Origin of the sequence: Myxococcus sp. XM-1-1-1 (assembly GCF_020037095.1) — a bacterium.
GTDB classification, from domain to species: Bacteria; Myxococcota; Myxococcia; order Myxococcales; family Myxococcaceae; genus Myxococcus; species Myxococcus fulvus.
Genome location: NZ_JAIQDH010000023.1, coordinates 27,035 through 41,321, shown reverse-complemented (window position 1 = coordinate 41,321; position 14,287 = coordinate 27,035). Strand labels below are relative to the sequence as shown.

Below are 14,287 nucleotides of genomic sequence, written 5' to 3'. Positions count from 1 at the left end.
GCCATCCGGAGGCCCACAGCATAGCTCAGCCGCCATGCCGTGGATTCCCCGTCCGTCAGGAGACGGGCCCCAGGCGCTTGAGCAGCGAGCCCAGGGTGTTGAAGTCGATGGGCTTCACCAGGTGCGCGTCGAAGCCGGCTTCCTTTGAGCGCAACCGGTCCGACTCCTGGCCGTAGCCCGTCACCGCCACCAGTTGGAGCCCGCCGTCGGGCCGCTGGGTGCGCAGGTGCTTCGCCAGCTCGTAGCCGTCCATCACGGGCAGGCCGATGTCGAGCAGCGCCAGCTCCGGGCGGAACGTGGGCGCCACCTGGAGCGCGCTGGGGCCGTCGTAGGTGACGCGCGTCTCGCATCCCAGCATGTCCAGGGCCTCGGCCAGCACGTCCGCCGCGTCGCGGTTGTCGTCGACAATCAGCACCCGGTGCGGCATCGGGACCGCCTCCCGCGGCGAGGCCGCCTCATCCGTGGCCACCGTCGCCGAGGCCTCCACTCCCGCCTCGAGCGCGGGCAGCCGCACCGTGAAGGTGCTGCCCTGGCCCCGCCCCTCGCTGTCCGCGTGGAGGGTGCCGCCGTGCTGGGCCGCCAGGCTCCGGGCGATGGCGAGCCCCAGGCCCAGGCCGCCCTGCGAGCGGTCCAGCTCCTGACGCTCCTGGAAGAAGAGGTCGAAGATGCGCGGCAGCATCTCCGCGCTGATGCCCGTGCCGTTGTCGCGCACCCGCACCACCAGCGCGTCCCCCTCGCGCGCGCCCTGGACGGTGATGCGTCCCCCGGGCTCGGTGTACTTCGCCGCGTTCGTGAGCAGGTTGGAGAACACCTGCGCCAGCCGCGTCGCGTCCGCGTCCAATGGCAGGCCCTGGCGCGCCACCTCCACCGTCAGGTGATGGCCGCGCTGCTCCAACAAGGGACTGGCCAGCTCGATGGACTTCGCCACCACCTCCGCCAGCTCCACGCGCTCGCGCCGCAGCACGACCTTGCCCCGCGTGACGCGGGACACGTCGAGCAGGTCATCCACCAGCCGCACCAGGTGGTGCACCTGCCGCTCGATGACGGTGCGCTCGCGCTCCACGGCCTCGCCGCCGCGCAGCCGGAGCAGTTGGAGCGCGGTGAGGATGGGGGCCAGCGGGTTTCTCAACTCGTGGCCGAGCATCGCCAGGAACTCGTCCTTCGCGCGGCTGGCGGACTCCGCCTCGCGCCGGGCGTTGGACAGGTCCGTCACGTCGAAGGCCACCACCACGATGGAGTCCACCTGACCGGCGTCATCCAGCATGGGCTGGTAGACCAGGTCGAAGAACCGCTCCTGCGGAGGCCCGCCCTCGCCGGAGATGATGGTCGCCCGCAGGGAGCGCCCGATGTACGGCTCGCCGGTGCGGTAGGCGTTGTCGAGCAGCTCGAAGATGCCCTGGCCGGCCAGCTCGGGGAGCGCCTGGGCGATGGGCACGCCCACCACGGACCGGTTGGCGATGAGCCGCAGGTAGCCCGCGTTGACGAACTCGTAGACGTGCTGGGGGCCGCGCAGGATGGCGATGCCCACGGGGGCGAACTGGAAGACGCGCGTGAGCATCCTCCCGTGCGCCTCCTGGATGGCCTGCAGGCGCGCCTTGGTCAGCTGCGTCTCCACGCGCGCCATCAGCTCGCGCGCGGAGAAGGGCTTCACCAGGTAGTCGTCGGCGCCGGCGCGCAGTCCCTCGATGCGGGCCTCCTCGCCCGCGCGCGCGGAGAGGATGGTGACGGGCACGTGGCGCGTGCGCTCATCGGCGTGCAGCTCGCGCAGGAGCCCGAAGCCATCCAGCCCCGGCATCATCACGTCCGTGAGCACCAGGTCGGGAGGACGCGCGCGCGCGGACTCGAGCGCCGCGAGACCATCCGCCACCGTCTCCACCTCCCAGTAACGGGACAGGAGGGACCTCAGGTACTCGCGCATGTCCGCGTTGTCGTCGGCCAGCAGGATGCGCGCGGAGCCGGGGCGCTTGTCCTCCGGAGGCACCTCGGTGCCCACCTCGAGCGACTCCACCTCCAGGCCCCCCGGCAGCCAGCGCAGCGCCTCGTTCACGAAGGGCGCGGCGCCCAGGGCGGTGGAGGCCCGCGTGTCGCGAGCGCCCAGGTGCTCCTGGGGCAGATGGGCGGTGCCCGCGGGGATGCGCAGGGTGAAGGTAGTGCCCTGGCCCTCGGTGCTCGCCACCGACAGCGAGCCGCCGTGCAGCCGGACCAGCTCGTGCACCAGCGCCAGGCCGATGCCGGAGCCCTCGTGCGTGCGCGCGCGGGCGCCCTGCACGCGGTGGAAGCGGTCGAAGATGCGCGGCAGCTCTTGCTCCGGGATGCCGATGCCCGTGTCGGAGACCTGGAGCTGGACCTGGCCGTCCACCCACCGCTGGGAGATGGCGATGCGGCCCTCGAAGGTGAACTTCAGCGCGTTGGAGAGCAGGTTGAGGACAATCTTCTCCCACATGTCCTGGTCGACGTGGATGGCCTCGGGCAGCGGGGCGCAGTCGATGTCGAAGCCCAGCCCCGCGCGCTCCAGCGCGGAGTGGAACGCGCTGGCCAGGCCCGCGGTGAGGGCGGCCAGGTCCACCGGCTCGTAGCGGGCCTGGATGCGGCCGGCCTCTAGGCGGGAGAAGTCGAGCAGCGAGTTGACCAGCTTCAAGAGGCGCTGCGCGTTGCGGTGGACGGTCTCCAGTCCCTCGCCGGACAGCGCGCGCGCCGACGACGCCAGCGCGTCCTCGGTGGGGCCGAGCATCAGCGTCAGCGGGGTGCGGAACTCGTGGCTGACGTTGTTGAAGAAGGCCGTCTTGGCGCGGTCGATGGCGGCCAGGGCCTCGGCGCGCTGGCGCTCCTCTTCGTATGCGCGCGCGTTGGCGATGGCCGTCACCACCGGGTCCGCGACCAGCCGGAAGAGGGCCAGGTAGCGCTCGTCCAGCAAGCGGGTGGGACTGACGCCGGCGACGAGGAACCCATACGGGTGCGACTGCCCCGAGCGCGCCAGCGGCAGCACCACGGCCCGCGAGAGCACCACCCCGCGAGGGCCACGGGGCAGCACACCGAAGCGCGCGCCCAGCTCCTCCACGAGCACCTCGCGGCCGGTGTGCGCGGCCTGCGCGAAGGGCCAGGTCTGGGGCGCGTCGGGCATCGGAGGGAAGGGACAGGACTCCGGCTTCGCGGGGCCCGAGTAGCCATCCAGTCCGCTGGAGCCCACGCAGCGCACCTGGGTGGCGGCGTCGTCGAGCAGGTACAGGAGGGTGAAGGGCAGGTCCTCGCCGTAGGCGGAGAAGATGCGCGCGGCCGTCTGGCAGGCCTCCTCGGCCGTCTTCGCGGAGGCGGAGCTGGTGGCCAGCTCGCCGAGCAGCTTGAGCTGGCGGTTGTCCTGGACCTGCTCGGTGGTCTCCTGGACGGTGACGAGCACACCGCCGACGCCGCCGCCCTCGTCGTAGACGGGGCTATACGAGAAGGTGTGGAACGTCTCCTCGACGAAGCCGCGGCTGTTGATGAAGAGCTGGAGGTGCTCGCTCCAGGTGGCGGGGCCGCCCTGGCGCACGCCCTCCGCCATGGGGCCGATGACGTCCCAGATCTCCTGCCAGATGACGGACGCCGGGGCGCCGAGCGAGGCGGGGTGTTTCATGCCCAGCACGGGGCGGTAGCCGTCGTTGTAGATTTGGAGGAGCTGAGGGCCCCACCACAGGAGCATGGGGAAGCGGTTGCCCAGCACGACGCCGACCATGGTGCGCAGGCTGGTGGGCCAGCCCTCGAGAGGACCCAGGGGGGTCTGGGACCAGTCCTTGGAGCGGACCAGGTCCGCCATCTCGCCACCTCCGCCAAGGTGGCCTTCCAGGAATGCCGCGGCGCGCTTCGGGGGGGAGTCCTGCTCGGACATCAGTGCTCGGAGGAAAAATGGAAGTGGCCTGCGCTTCTAGTGTCACGTCCACAAGCGTGCAATCAGTGACGCTGGAATGCTCTGTTCCCCAACACTTCGCAGGTAAGTCGTCTTCCCTCCAGGCGAACGGGCTCGCCGGCGTGGCTCAAGGCTTCTTCCCGCGCCCCCGGCTCCGCCCCGCGAGTTGCCGGGTGGTCTCGACGGCGCGGTCGAAGTCCGAGTTCGGGAGGCTCGCCTCCAGCTTGCGTCCCGCTTCGCGGTAGCGGTCGAACTCGGCCTCCGCATGGGCCGTCGCCAGCTCGTGGCTGATACCTCCCGCATGAGACAGGACGTCTCGCTCGTTGAACTGCAGGAAGCCATCCAGCTTCGTCACCCACTCCCGCATCGTCATCGGCCGTCGTCTCCTGGCCTGGTCCTCCGCGTAGTCCAGGTACATGGTGACGACACGACTCAGCTCCCGGAGCTCCTCCTCCGAGAGGTAGTTCTTCGCCACCGTGACGTCTGACTTCCGGATGGGCCCGCTCGGAGCGTTCTTCCAGGTCGCGAGCCCCATGTTGGGCTGACTCGCATCGGCGCGCTCGTGAATCAGCTCGGCCGCCGTGTGTCCGTGGATGGCCCAGTGCAGCTTGTTCTGCACCGTCGCATAGAAGGTCTGCGTGACCTCGGCCTGGACGTCGTAGTCGACGCTGCACTGCGCATAGATGTCGGTGAGCTTCTGGTAGAAGCGCCGCTCCGATGCGCGAATCTCGCGGATCCGCTCCAGCAGCTCGTCGAAGTAGTCCTCGCCTGGCTGCGACGTCGACTGGAGCCGAGCGTCATCGAGGACGAAGCCCTTGACCAGGTACTCGTCCAACAGGGCCGTGGCCCACTGACGGAAGCGTGTCCCTTGCGTGGAGCGGACGCGGTAGCCCACCGCGATGATGGCTGGCAGGCTGTAGTGGTCCACCCATCGCGTGACTTCTCGGGAACCCTCGATTTGAACTATCCGGAATTTCCGGAGGGTTGCCGTCGGGTCGAGTTCTCCCTCCTCGTGGATGTTCTGGAGGTGCTCGTTGATGGTCCGCACATCCTTGCCGAACAGCTCGGCAAGCTGCTTCTGGGTCAGCCAGACCGTGCCCTCGAAGAGCCGGACGTGGACCTTCGAAGCACCGTCGTCACCGACATAGACCAGGAACTCACCGGCTCCATCCCCGGACTGCCCGGAGTCACCCTTACCCATCCTCCACACCCTCCTCGCCGATGGCGCCATGTCGAAGCCCGAGGTGGATACACGGTCCATGCCACGACATGCACATGGACCGTCGCCCTACACCCGGCCTCAGATGAAGTAATCGGGGAACAGGTCCTCGCCGGGCACGGATTGATACTTGTCGAAGTTCGTCACGCCGTCGGCGCGCAGGACGTCCTCGTCGATGCAGAAGTTGCCCGTGAAGCTGCGGCTGGGCTTGGTGAGGATGGCGTACGCGGCGTCCGCCATGATGTCCGGCGTGCGGCTGCCCTTGATGGTGTCCTCGCCGCCCAACAGGTTCTGCACCGCCGCCGTCGCGATGACCGTGCGCGGCCAGAGGGCGTTGACCGCGATGCCGTCGTCACGCAGCTCCTCCGCCATGCCCAGCACGCACATGCTCATGCCGAACTTCGCCATCGTGTACGCCACGTGCGGCGCGAACCACCGCGCCTCCATGTTCAACGGCGGCGAGTTGTTCAGGATGTGCGGATTGCTCGAGCGCTTCAGATGCGGGATGCACGCCTTCGAGCACACGAACGTCCCACGCGTGTTGATGCTGTGCATGAGGTCATAGCGCTTCATCGGCGTGTCCACCGTGCCCGTCAGGTGGATGGCGCTCGCGTTGTTCACCAGCACGTCGATGCCGCCGAACGTCTCCACCGCCTTCGCCACCGCGGCCACGACCTGGTCCTCCTCACGGATGTCCACCGCGATGGGGAGCGCCCGACCGCCCGCCTTCTCGATCTCCTCCGCCGCCGTGAAGATGGTGCCCGGCAGCTTGGGGTGCGGCTCCGTCGTCTTCGCGGCGATGATGATGTTCGCCCCGTCCCGAGCCGCACGCAGCGCAATCGCCTTGCCGATGCCCCGGCTGGCCCCGGTGATGAACAGCGTCTTCCCCTTGAGTGTCGTCATGCGCGCGTCTCCGTGGGTGGCACGTAAGGTCTGCTTAAGAACTCCCTGGGTATAGCGATTCTCGAGCCCGAGGACACGGGCTGTTCGGGCCGGACCCATCGACCCCCAAAGAGGACTCGCGATGAGCAACCAGGACACCAAGACCCTCACCTCGGCCATCATGAGCCGCCGCAAGGTGCTGCGCGGCATGGGCCTGACGCTGGCGGCGATACCGCTGGTGCAGGTGCTCGCCTGCGGCCCCGAGGACTCACCCTCCTCCGGAGGCGACGCCGACTCGGGCTCCCCCCCGGACGGAGGCACCGGCGCCACCGCCTGGGCCACCGGCGGCACCGCCGCCATGTCGGGCACCTACGCCGACCCCTTCACCGACGAGTCAGGCACCCCCTGCGCCCTCACCTGCGCGGCCACCCTGGGCCCCTGCTACGCCCAGACCCTGGTCCGCAAGGACATCAGCGAGGGCCACGACGGCCTGCCCGTGCGGCTCGCCTTCCGCATCCTCGACGACCAGTGCCGCCCCATCCAGGGCGCCTCCGTCGACATCTGGCACGCCGCCCCGGAAGGGCTCTACTCGGGCGAGGACGCCAGCACCTTCTGCACCTCCGATGACCCGTCCGCCACCAGCGCCCGCTGGTTCCGCGGCGTGCAGGTCACGGACGCGGACGGCCGCTGCGACTTCGACACCTGCTTCCCCGGTTGGTACAGCAGCCGCACCGTCCACATCCACTTCACCGTGCGCCTCGGCGAGGCGGAGTACGTGACGTCACAGCTCTTCTTCGACGACGCGCTCAACGACGACATCATCAACCACCAGCCGCTCTACGACACGCGCGGCCCCCGCGACACGACCAACGCCAACGACAACGTGGTGTCCGCCGAGTCCGTGAACGACTACCTCTTCCAGACCGCGCGCCAGGACGACGGCGCCCTGCTCGCGTGGAAGACGCTCATCATCCGCTCCTCGCTCGACACCGCGCAGTGCCAGATTCCCGGCGGCAACGGTGGCGGCGGAGGCGGGCCGCCTCCCGGCGGCGACGGTGGCATGGGTCCGCCCCCGGGCTGGGATGGCGGCATGGGACCTCCACCGGGCCTGGACGGCGGCACCCCGTAACCACCTCGACGAGCGCGCGAGGCGTCAGCGCCTCCGCGCGCGCTCCAGCTCCTGCACCAGCAGCTCCGACACGCGGCGCACCCGGGGGATGTCCAGCGCCGACTTCGCGCAGATGAGATGCAGCTCGCTCTTCGCGTAGGGCCCCAGGTCGATGTCCAGCTCCACCAGGTTGCGCTCGCGCCGCGTGCTGAACCGGTGCGGGACGTGCCCGCACACCGTGGCGCCCACGCCCGCCTCCACCGCCGACAGCAGCACCAGGTAGTTGTCCGAGGTGAACGCGGGCGAGAAGTTCGGGATGATGGACTCCAGCTGCGGATTGGGCGGCACGGCCTCGTACGGCGGCGCCCACGCCACCCACGGCAGTTGCTGGAGCGTGGGGCGCTTGGGCAGCTTCTCCTTGAGCGCGCGCGAGACGAGCACCGCGTTGTGCACCTCCAGCGTGAACAGGCACGTGAGGTCCGCGTTGCGCGTGCACTGGGTGCGCAGCGCCAGGTCCGCCTCGCCACGTCCCAGGTCCGCGTACTGGATGGTGGACTGCACCTCCAGCCGCAGCCCCGGGTGCTTGCCCGCCACGTGGCTCGCGAAGGGCGCCAGGAAGTCGAAGCTGAGGAAGGGGCTCGCCGTCACGCGCACCAGGCCCTTGGGTGACGAGTCGCTCGACTCCGCCGCGCGCTGCAGCTCCCCGGCCCACTCCGCCATCTTCCGCGCCGGCATCACCAGCCGCTCACCCGCCGCCGTCAGCGCCGCGCCCTCCACGCCGCGCCGGAACAGCTTGGCGCCCACCGCGTACTCCAGCGCCGCCAGCCTCCGGCTCACCGTGGGCTGACCCACGCGCAGCCGCTTCGCCGCCGCGCTGAAGCTGCCCGTCTCCGCGATGGCCAGGAACAGCCGCGCGTCCTCCCAGGAGATATCCATGAATGCATGGCTTCATACCAGAATCGCCATTTTCCATGCAGGAGCGCATCGCTACCTTGGCTCCCATGAAGAACGCCAAGCGCATCCTCCTCGTCGCCGTCGCCGTCCTGTTCGTCGCGGCAACCACCCTGGTCCTCGTGGGCGCCGCGACCACCTCGCATCCCCACCAGCGCTCGACGCTCGGCGCGGCGCGGCCCTCGGCGGAGCTGCTCGCGCTCCTGAGCGAGCCCGGCCCGGTGGAGCTGGAGTCCATCGCCTCGGCGGACTGGGCCGTGGACCGCGGCGGCCTCGTCAACCTGGGCCACCCCACCGCGAAGTCCGCGGGCCTGGTCGACGGCGACGAGCCCATCCAGGTCTTCTTCCACGCGCTGCGCCACCCGACGAAGGGGCTCTACATCGTCGACACCGGCGTGGAGAACGCGCTGCGTGACGCGCCCGAGCAGGCGGCCCTGCGCGGCCTGCTCGCCGACGCCATGAAGGTGAAGGAGAAGATGCAGGTGAAGGAGCCGCTGGGCGCGTGGCTCGCGAAGCAGCCCGGGCCGCTCTCGGGCGTGTTCCTCACGCACCTGCACCTGGACCACCTCACCGGCATGGCCGACGTGCCCGCGGGCACTCCCGTCTACGCAGGGCCGGGCGAGACGACGACGCGCGCGTTCCTCAACGTCCTGACCCAGTCCATCGCGGACCGCGCGCTGTCGGGCAAGGCCGCCGTGTCCGAGTGGACGTACACGCCCGACACGGAAGGCCCCTTCGACGGCGCGGTGGACATCTTCGGCGACGGCTCCGTGTGGGCGCTCTGGGTGCCGGGCCACACGCCGGGCAGCACCGCGTACCTGGTGCGCTCCACGAAGGGCCCCGTGCTGCTGGTGGGCGACGCCAGTCACACCCGCTGGGGCTGGGAGCACGACGTGGAGCCGGGCACCTTCACCGCCGACGCGGCGCGCGGCCGCCAGAGCTTCGAGAAGCTGCGCGCCTTCGCCCAGGCACACCCCGAGGTGGCGGTGCGCCTGGGTCACCAGCACTGACGCCTACGGCACGTCGAGCGCGTGCTGCTTGAAGAAGTCCCACATCAACGTCGTGGCGTCGGGACCGGCGGGGTCCGCGAAGGGATAGCGTGAATCCCCTCCGGGCCAGGCGTGGTCCATGCCGCGGACCTCCAGCTTCTGTCCCACGAGCTCACCGCCGTAGACGTAGTTCTTCACCGTGTAGTCGCGGCCCCCGGCGGCGCGGAAGGTGGCGGTGCTCGTGGGCGTGCCGCGGACGCTGTCGTTGGCCACGCCGTCGTCGCCGTAGTCGCTGGTCTGCAGGAACTGCTTCATCGCCTGCTCGCCGTTGAGGGGGTTGACGACGCTGTCCTCGGTACCGTGCATGACCAGCACCGGCACCGTGCGTCGCGGCCGGCCCGAGCACGTCCACGCGTCCTTGCCCCGGTCATCCGGCGAGTAGACGCTGCCGAAGAGCATGGCGAAGGCGGTGCCGGACACCGTGGTGGCCGCCTTGTACATGGCGCCCGCGCCCACCATGCCCGCGGCGAACACGTCCGAGTAGCAGGCCATCAGCGTGCCCGTCAGCACGCCGCCCGCGGAGACGCCGCCCACGTACACGCGGCGCGCGTCGACCGAGTACTGCTGCTTCATCGCCTCCACCATGCCGACGATGAGCGCCGGCTCGCCCTTGCCGCGCTCCATGTTGGTGCCGAGCATGAAGTTCCAACACTGCGTGGCGTTCACGAACATCGCCTGGTTCGGATACAGGACGAGGAAGCCCTCCGCGTCCGCCTTCTCGTTGAGGCGCGTGAGGCCCGCGAACTGGTCCGGGTTCTGGAGACAGCCATGCAGCGCCACCAGGAGCGGCCTGGGCGTCCCGGGTTGATACCCGGTGGGCACCCAGAGCTGATAGCCCCGCGCGCCCGAGGAGCCCACGTGGATGCCATGCACCCACGAGCCGGCGTGGGCGGAGGCCCCCACGCCGAGCGTCACCACCACCGAGAGCAGCCACAGCGACCGCGAGAGTGCGCCACCACGTCGAAGCATCGACATCGTCCAGCCTCCTGTTTGGGGAGCTCGCTCAAGGCCCGGCGCGAACGCCAGGCGTGGCACCGGCGGCGGCGCCATCGACCTCGCGGAGGAAGACCTCCACCGCGTCACACAGCGCCTCGGGCTGGTCCAGCGGCGCGGCATGCCCGGAGTCCGCCAGCACCGTCAGGCGCGCGTCCGGCAGCAGCTCGACATACGCCTGCTTCGAGGCCAGGGGCGTGTAGTCGCGCTCGGAGTGCACCACCAGCACCGGGCAGGTGATGTCCTTCAGCCGAGCCATCACACTCCACCCCACGAGCCCGCGCGTGGCGCGCAGGTAGGCGTCCGGCGCGTTGGCGGAGAACGCGGCGATGGCTCGCTGACGCAGCGACTCCTGCTCCGGCTTGGGGAACAGCTTGGGCGCCAGCACCCTGGCCAGCCCCGCGGGCCCGAGCAGCCGCAGCAAGGTCAGCCGCAGCGCGAACTCGAACTTGCGACGCAGGGTGCGGGCCACCAGCTCCGGCCCGCTGTTCACGATGACCAGGCTGCGCACCAGGTCCGGCCGGTCCACCGCCAGTTGGAAGCCCATCATCCCGCCCATCGACAGCCCCACCACATGGACCTTCTTCAGCCCCAACGCGTCGCACAGCGCCGCGACGTCGCGGGCGAACAGTGGCACTCCGTACGTCCCAGGGGGCTTCCCACTCGTCCCATGCCCCCGTGCATCTGGCACCAGCAGTCGGTAATTCCCTGACAACCTCGGTGTCACCAGCTCCCAGTCCGCGCCCGAGGAGCCAAGGCCGTGAAGCAGCAAGACCGGAATGCCGTGCCCAGACTCTTCGTAGTGAAGAGACGAATCCGCGAGCTGAAGCGTGGACATCCAGAACTCCTGGCGCGAAATAACAGCAGTTCCCCACACCCTAGCTGAATGAACGTTCGTTCATCAACCACTGACATGAGCCCACCGACCCGCTCGCGGCTTCGCGCCCATCCGGCGAGCCTTCCGCCTTCCGCTCCGTCGGACGGCACCCGTCGTCGCATCCTGGAAACCGCGCTCCAGCTCTTCGCCAGCCGCGGCTATCACGACACTTCCATCCGAGACCTGGCCAAGGTGCTGGAGCTGCAGCCGAGTGCGCTGTACGCGCACTTCTCCTCCAAGGAGCACGTGCTCGCGGAGCTGGTGCGCATCGGCCACGAGGCCCACCACGACGCGCTGCAGGCCGCGCTGAAGAGCTCCGGCCCGGAGCCGGCCGAGCAGGTACGGGCGCTGGTGCGAGCCCACACCCGGACCCACGCCCTGCACCCGCAGCTGGCGGTGGTGGTCAACGAGGAGCTGTATGCGTTGACGCCGGAGCTGGCCGAGCCCGCGGTGCTGCTGCGGGACAAGTCCGCCGCGCTGCTCGCGGAGGTCATTGAGCGGGGCGTGGCGCAGCGGAGCTTCTCTCCGCCGCATCCGCGCGTCGCGGCGGCGGCCATCTCCGCGATGGGCGTGCGGCTGCCCTACTGGTACGAGCCCGGGAGCGCGCTCGACGTGGACACGCTCGCGGACCTGCACGCGGAGCTGGCGCTGCGCATGCTGGGAGGCAGTGCGGCGTCGTGAGCTGAGCGCGGGGTGGTTCGCGGCCTCCACCCGTGAGCGCGCTGCCTGCATCGACCGCACGAACCGCGCACACGAAGAAGCCCGCCTGAATGAAGTCAGGCGGGCCGTGACTTCACTCCGACGCGCGTGACGGCACACCTCTCGCGCGGACACGGTTTCACTCCACCCGATGCGGCCTGGCTTGCCTCGAGCAGACCCGGTCGAACTCGCCGCTCCCATGGCTCACAGGTGAGGACGGCACGGGACGAGCTGTCCTTGCGAGCACAGCGCCGGGTCCGCATCCGCCAGACGGTCATGAGGAGCTTCACCTCCGCGCGTCGCGGAGCCACTCACGGAGTCGAGCCGGTCCAGTCGCCTCCGCACAGCCCTCGCGGATGCCCCAGACACACGGGACAGCCACCCACGGAGTCGACACAGCCCGGGCGCGACCCGCGAATCACTCACACCGAGGGACACCGGACGGTTTGCTTCAACAACAGGCAGCCCTGTCTGCACGGTGGCGATCGACACACCCGGACACGACGCACCGAGCGAAGCCGGCCAGGCCCAGCAGCCCTGCCTGCACGGTGGGGCAGTCGACACACCCAGACACGACGCACCGAGCGAAGCCGGACCGCGGCCCTTCAGTCCAGCAGGTGCGGGTTGCGCACGACGAGCAGCCCCGCCTGCACGGTGGCGGGATAGTCATTGAGGTGCCCCGCGGTGTGGAGCACCGTCGTGTCGCGGCTGCCACCCTCGCTCAGGGCCTGGTCCACCTTGCGCTCACCCTGGTTGTACGCGGCGAGCGCCAGCCGCCAGTCCTGGTAGCGCGCGTGCAGGTCCGACAGCAGCGTCGCCGCCGCCTGCGTCTCCCGCGCCACGTCGAGCCGCTCGTCCTTCGTCGCGCTCACCTCCAGCCCGTAGCGACGCGCCGTCTCGGGGATGAACATCCACACGCCCGCGCCACGCATCCCCGGAGCGAGTGAAGGCCGCCCATCCGTCTGCGGCATGTTCGTCACCGCGGACTCCACCACCGCCACCGCGAGCAGTCCCTCGGGCAGCCCCTTCGCCTTCAGCGTCGACGTCATCGCCGCGCGGTGCGTGCCCAGGTTCTCCAGCGCGCGCTTCATGAAGGCGCGGCCCTTCTCGGTGCCGATGAGCTTGTTGAGGTTCTCCACCACCTTGTCGTCCACGACGATGGACACATCCCCCTGGGGCTGACTCGTCCGGGCGAGCGCCTCCACCTCGGCGCGAGTCACCGTGCGGCCCTTCGCCGCGCCTTGCGCGAGCACGGCCACGGGGAGCAGCAACAGGGACAGCGCGGCGAGCAGCGCGGGGACGGCGTGGGTGCGACGGGGACGCGGCTGGAACAGCATGTGGATTCTCCTCTGCGTGGGATGGGACATGCCGGTGGCACCGGCGGGAACGGGCCGGGCGCCCGGGAGTCGGAGCGCCGCCTGGAGCAGGCAGCGCGCATACGCTTGGGCCTGTGCGCGTCCACTGGCGACCAGCGCCTCGTCACACGCCAGCTCCTGCAGCGACGCGAGCCAGCGCGACAACACGTGCACCGCCGGATGCCAGAAGAACAACCCCGTCAACCACAGCCGGCCCAGCGCCAGGTGCGTGTCGCGCTGACGGTGGTGCTGCAACTCGTGCAGCACGGTGAGCCGGAGCGCCTCCGGGTCCTCCAGCAGCGCCGCGGGCACCACCACCCACGCGGACGGTCGCGAGCCCGAGCGGGGGAACCACGCCGAGAACGCGGGCGTCCCATCCTCGCCCAGCACCACCGCCACCCGCCGCACCGAGCGCACCCGGGGAAGCCGCTCCAGCCGTCGGAGCAATCCCTGGTGTCGCCAGAGCGCCCGCCCCACGAAGAGCGCCACGCCCACGAGCCACGCGCCGGACAATCCCATCCACACCCCGACGGGCACGGCGGTCGCCTTCGACGCCGCGGGAGCCGCGTTGCCCACCGCGCTCGCCGTCCACACCGCCGACGGGAGCCGCTGCGCCTGCCGCGCCACGGAGCGCTCGAAGTCGAACAGCGGCCCCGCGGGAGACAGCGCCCGCGCGCCCATCACCAGGAGCGGCAGCACGAGCGCGAGCAGCAGCGCCCCTCGCCCCACCTTCAGCGCCTGCCGCGCCGACAGCGCCCACCCCAGCCGCGCGAGCACCGCCATCGCGCCCCAGGCCAGGAGCAGCGCCACCGGCAGCACCAGCGCCACCGCGAGATACAGCGACACCAGCGCGCTCACGGCTTGCCGCCCTTCGCCTTGAGCAGCTTGCGGATCTGCTCCACGTCGTCGGGCGCCAGCGGCACCGCCTCCACCAGCCGCGCCACCAGCGCGGAGGGCGTCCCGTCGAACACGGTGTCCACCAGGTGGCGCAGGCTCTGCGCCTCGTACGTCTCGCGCGGCAGCGTGGCCGAGTACAGGTGCCCCCGCCCCTGCTTGCGGCTCACGACGACACCCTTCTGCTCCAGGATGCGCAGCACCGTGGACACGGACGTGTACGCCAACGCGCGCTCCGGCGGCAGCGCGGCCAGCACGTCCGCCACGCTCACCTCGCCCTGCTTCCACACGATGTGCATCAGCTCGAGCTCCACCGGCGTCAACGGCCGGGGCGCCTCGGGCTCGGGTTGTCTGGCCATGGAGGTCCTCCGTGGCCAGTA

The 14,287-nt window shown here is 70.4% G+C and carries 11 protein-coding genes; 3 read left to right on the top strand and 8 right to left on the bottom strand.

Annotation, left to right across the window (positions count from 1 at the left end):
- Positions 1 to 55: 55 nt before the first annotated feature.
- From K8640_RS33660 to K8640_RS33650, 3 genes are all read right to left on the bottom strand, one after another.
- Positions 56 to 3,790 carry an ATP-binding protein gene (locus K8640_RS33660; RefSeq protein WP_223750819.1) on the bottom strand — a complete coding sequence of 1,245 codons (3,735 nt, stop codon included), beginning with the start codon at positions 3,788 to 3,790 and terminating at the stop codon, positions 56 to 58.
- Positions 3,791 to 4,007: 217 nt separating this feature from the next.
- A complete protein-coding gene (locus K8640_RS33655; RefSeq protein ID WP_223750818.1) occupies positions 4,008 to 5,081 on the bottom strand; it encodes a virulence RhuM family protein in 1,074 nt (357 codons plus the stop codon).
- A gap of 99 nt (positions 5,082 to 5,180) precedes the next feature.
- Positions 5,181 to 6,002: an NAD(P)-dependent oxidoreductase gene (locus tag K8640_RS33650; RefSeq protein ID WP_141327381.1), complete on the bottom strand. Its 822-nt coding sequence runs from the start codon at positions 6,000 to 6,002 to the stop codon at positions 5,181 to 5,183.
- A gap of 121 nt (positions 6,003 to 6,123) precedes the next feature.
- Here K8640_RS33650 and K8640_RS33645 point away from each other — a divergent pair, with 121 nt between their 5' ends.
- On the top strand, positions 6,124 to 7,110 hold the full coding sequence (locus K8640_RS33645; protein ID WP_223750817.1) for a protocatechuate 3,4-dioxygenase: 987 nt from the start codon (positions 6,124 to 6,126) through the stop codon (positions 7,108 to 7,110).
- Between the two features lie 24 nt (positions 7,111 to 7,134).
- Here the strand turns inward: K8640_RS33645 and K8640_RS33640 are convergent, their stop codons facing one another.
- Positions 7,135 to 8,025, bottom strand: a complete 891-nt coding sequence (locus K8640_RS33640) for a LysR family transcriptional regulator (RefSeq protein WP_223750816.1) — start codon at positions 8,023 to 8,025, stop codon at positions 7,135 to 7,137.
- A gap of 65 nt (positions 8,026 to 8,090) precedes the next feature.
- On the opposite strand from K8640_RS33640, the gene K8640_RS33635 reads away from it, so the two are divergent.
- Positions 8,091 to 9,050, top strand: coding sequence for an MBL fold metallo-hydrolase (locus K8640_RS33635; protein ID WP_223750912.1), 960 nt, complete (start codon positions 8,091 to 8,093; stop codon positions 9,048 to 9,050).
- 3 nt (positions 9,051 to 9,053) lie between these two features.
- Here K8640_RS33635 and K8640_RS33630 read toward each other — a convergent pair whose 3' ends face one another.
- Positions 9,054 to 10,064 (bottom strand): PHB depolymerase family esterase, encoded by a 1,011-nt coding sequence (locus tag K8640_RS33630; protein WP_223750815.1) that lies wholly within the window; start codon positions 10,062 to 10,064, stop codon positions 9,054 to 9,056.
- 28 nt (positions 10,065 to 10,092) lie between these two features.
- Positions 10,093 to 10,920 carry an alpha/beta fold hydrolase gene (locus tag K8640_RS33625; RefSeq protein WP_223750814.1) on the bottom strand — a complete coding sequence of 276 codons (828 nt, stop codon included), beginning with the start codon at positions 10,918 to 10,920 and terminating at the stop codon, positions 10,093 to 10,095.
- Positions 10,921 to 10,995: 75 nt separating this feature from the next.
- On the opposite strand from K8640_RS33625, the gene K8640_RS33620 reads away from it, so the two are divergent.
- Positions 10,996 to 11,640 (top strand): TetR/AcrR family transcriptional regulator, encoded by a 645-nt coding sequence (locus K8640_RS33620; protein ID WP_223750813.1) that lies wholly within the window; start codon positions 10,996 to 10,998, stop codon positions 11,638 to 11,640.
- Between the two features lie 623 nt (positions 11,641 to 12,263).
- Here K8640_RS33620 and K8640_RS33615 read toward each other — a convergent pair.
- Together K8640_RS33615 and K8640_RS33610 are read right to left on the bottom strand one after the other, a co-directional pair.
- Positions 12,264 to 13,871 (bottom strand): M56 and MltD domain-containing protein, encoded by a 1,608-nt coding sequence (locus tag K8640_RS33615; RefSeq protein ID WP_223750812.1) that lies wholly within the window; start codon positions 13,869 to 13,871, stop codon positions 12,264 to 12,266.
- The gene (locus K8640_RS33610) at positions 13,868 to 14,266 is read right to left on the bottom strand and encodes a BlaI/MecI/CopY family transcriptional regulator (protein ID WP_141327371.1); all 399 of its coding nucleotides are present in this window, start codon (positions 14,264 to 14,266) and stop codon (positions 13,868 to 13,870) included. The genes K8640_RS33615 and K8640_RS33610 overlap by 4 nt, the downstream gene beginning before the upstream one ends.
- Positions 14,267 to 14,287: the final 21 nt, after the last annotated feature.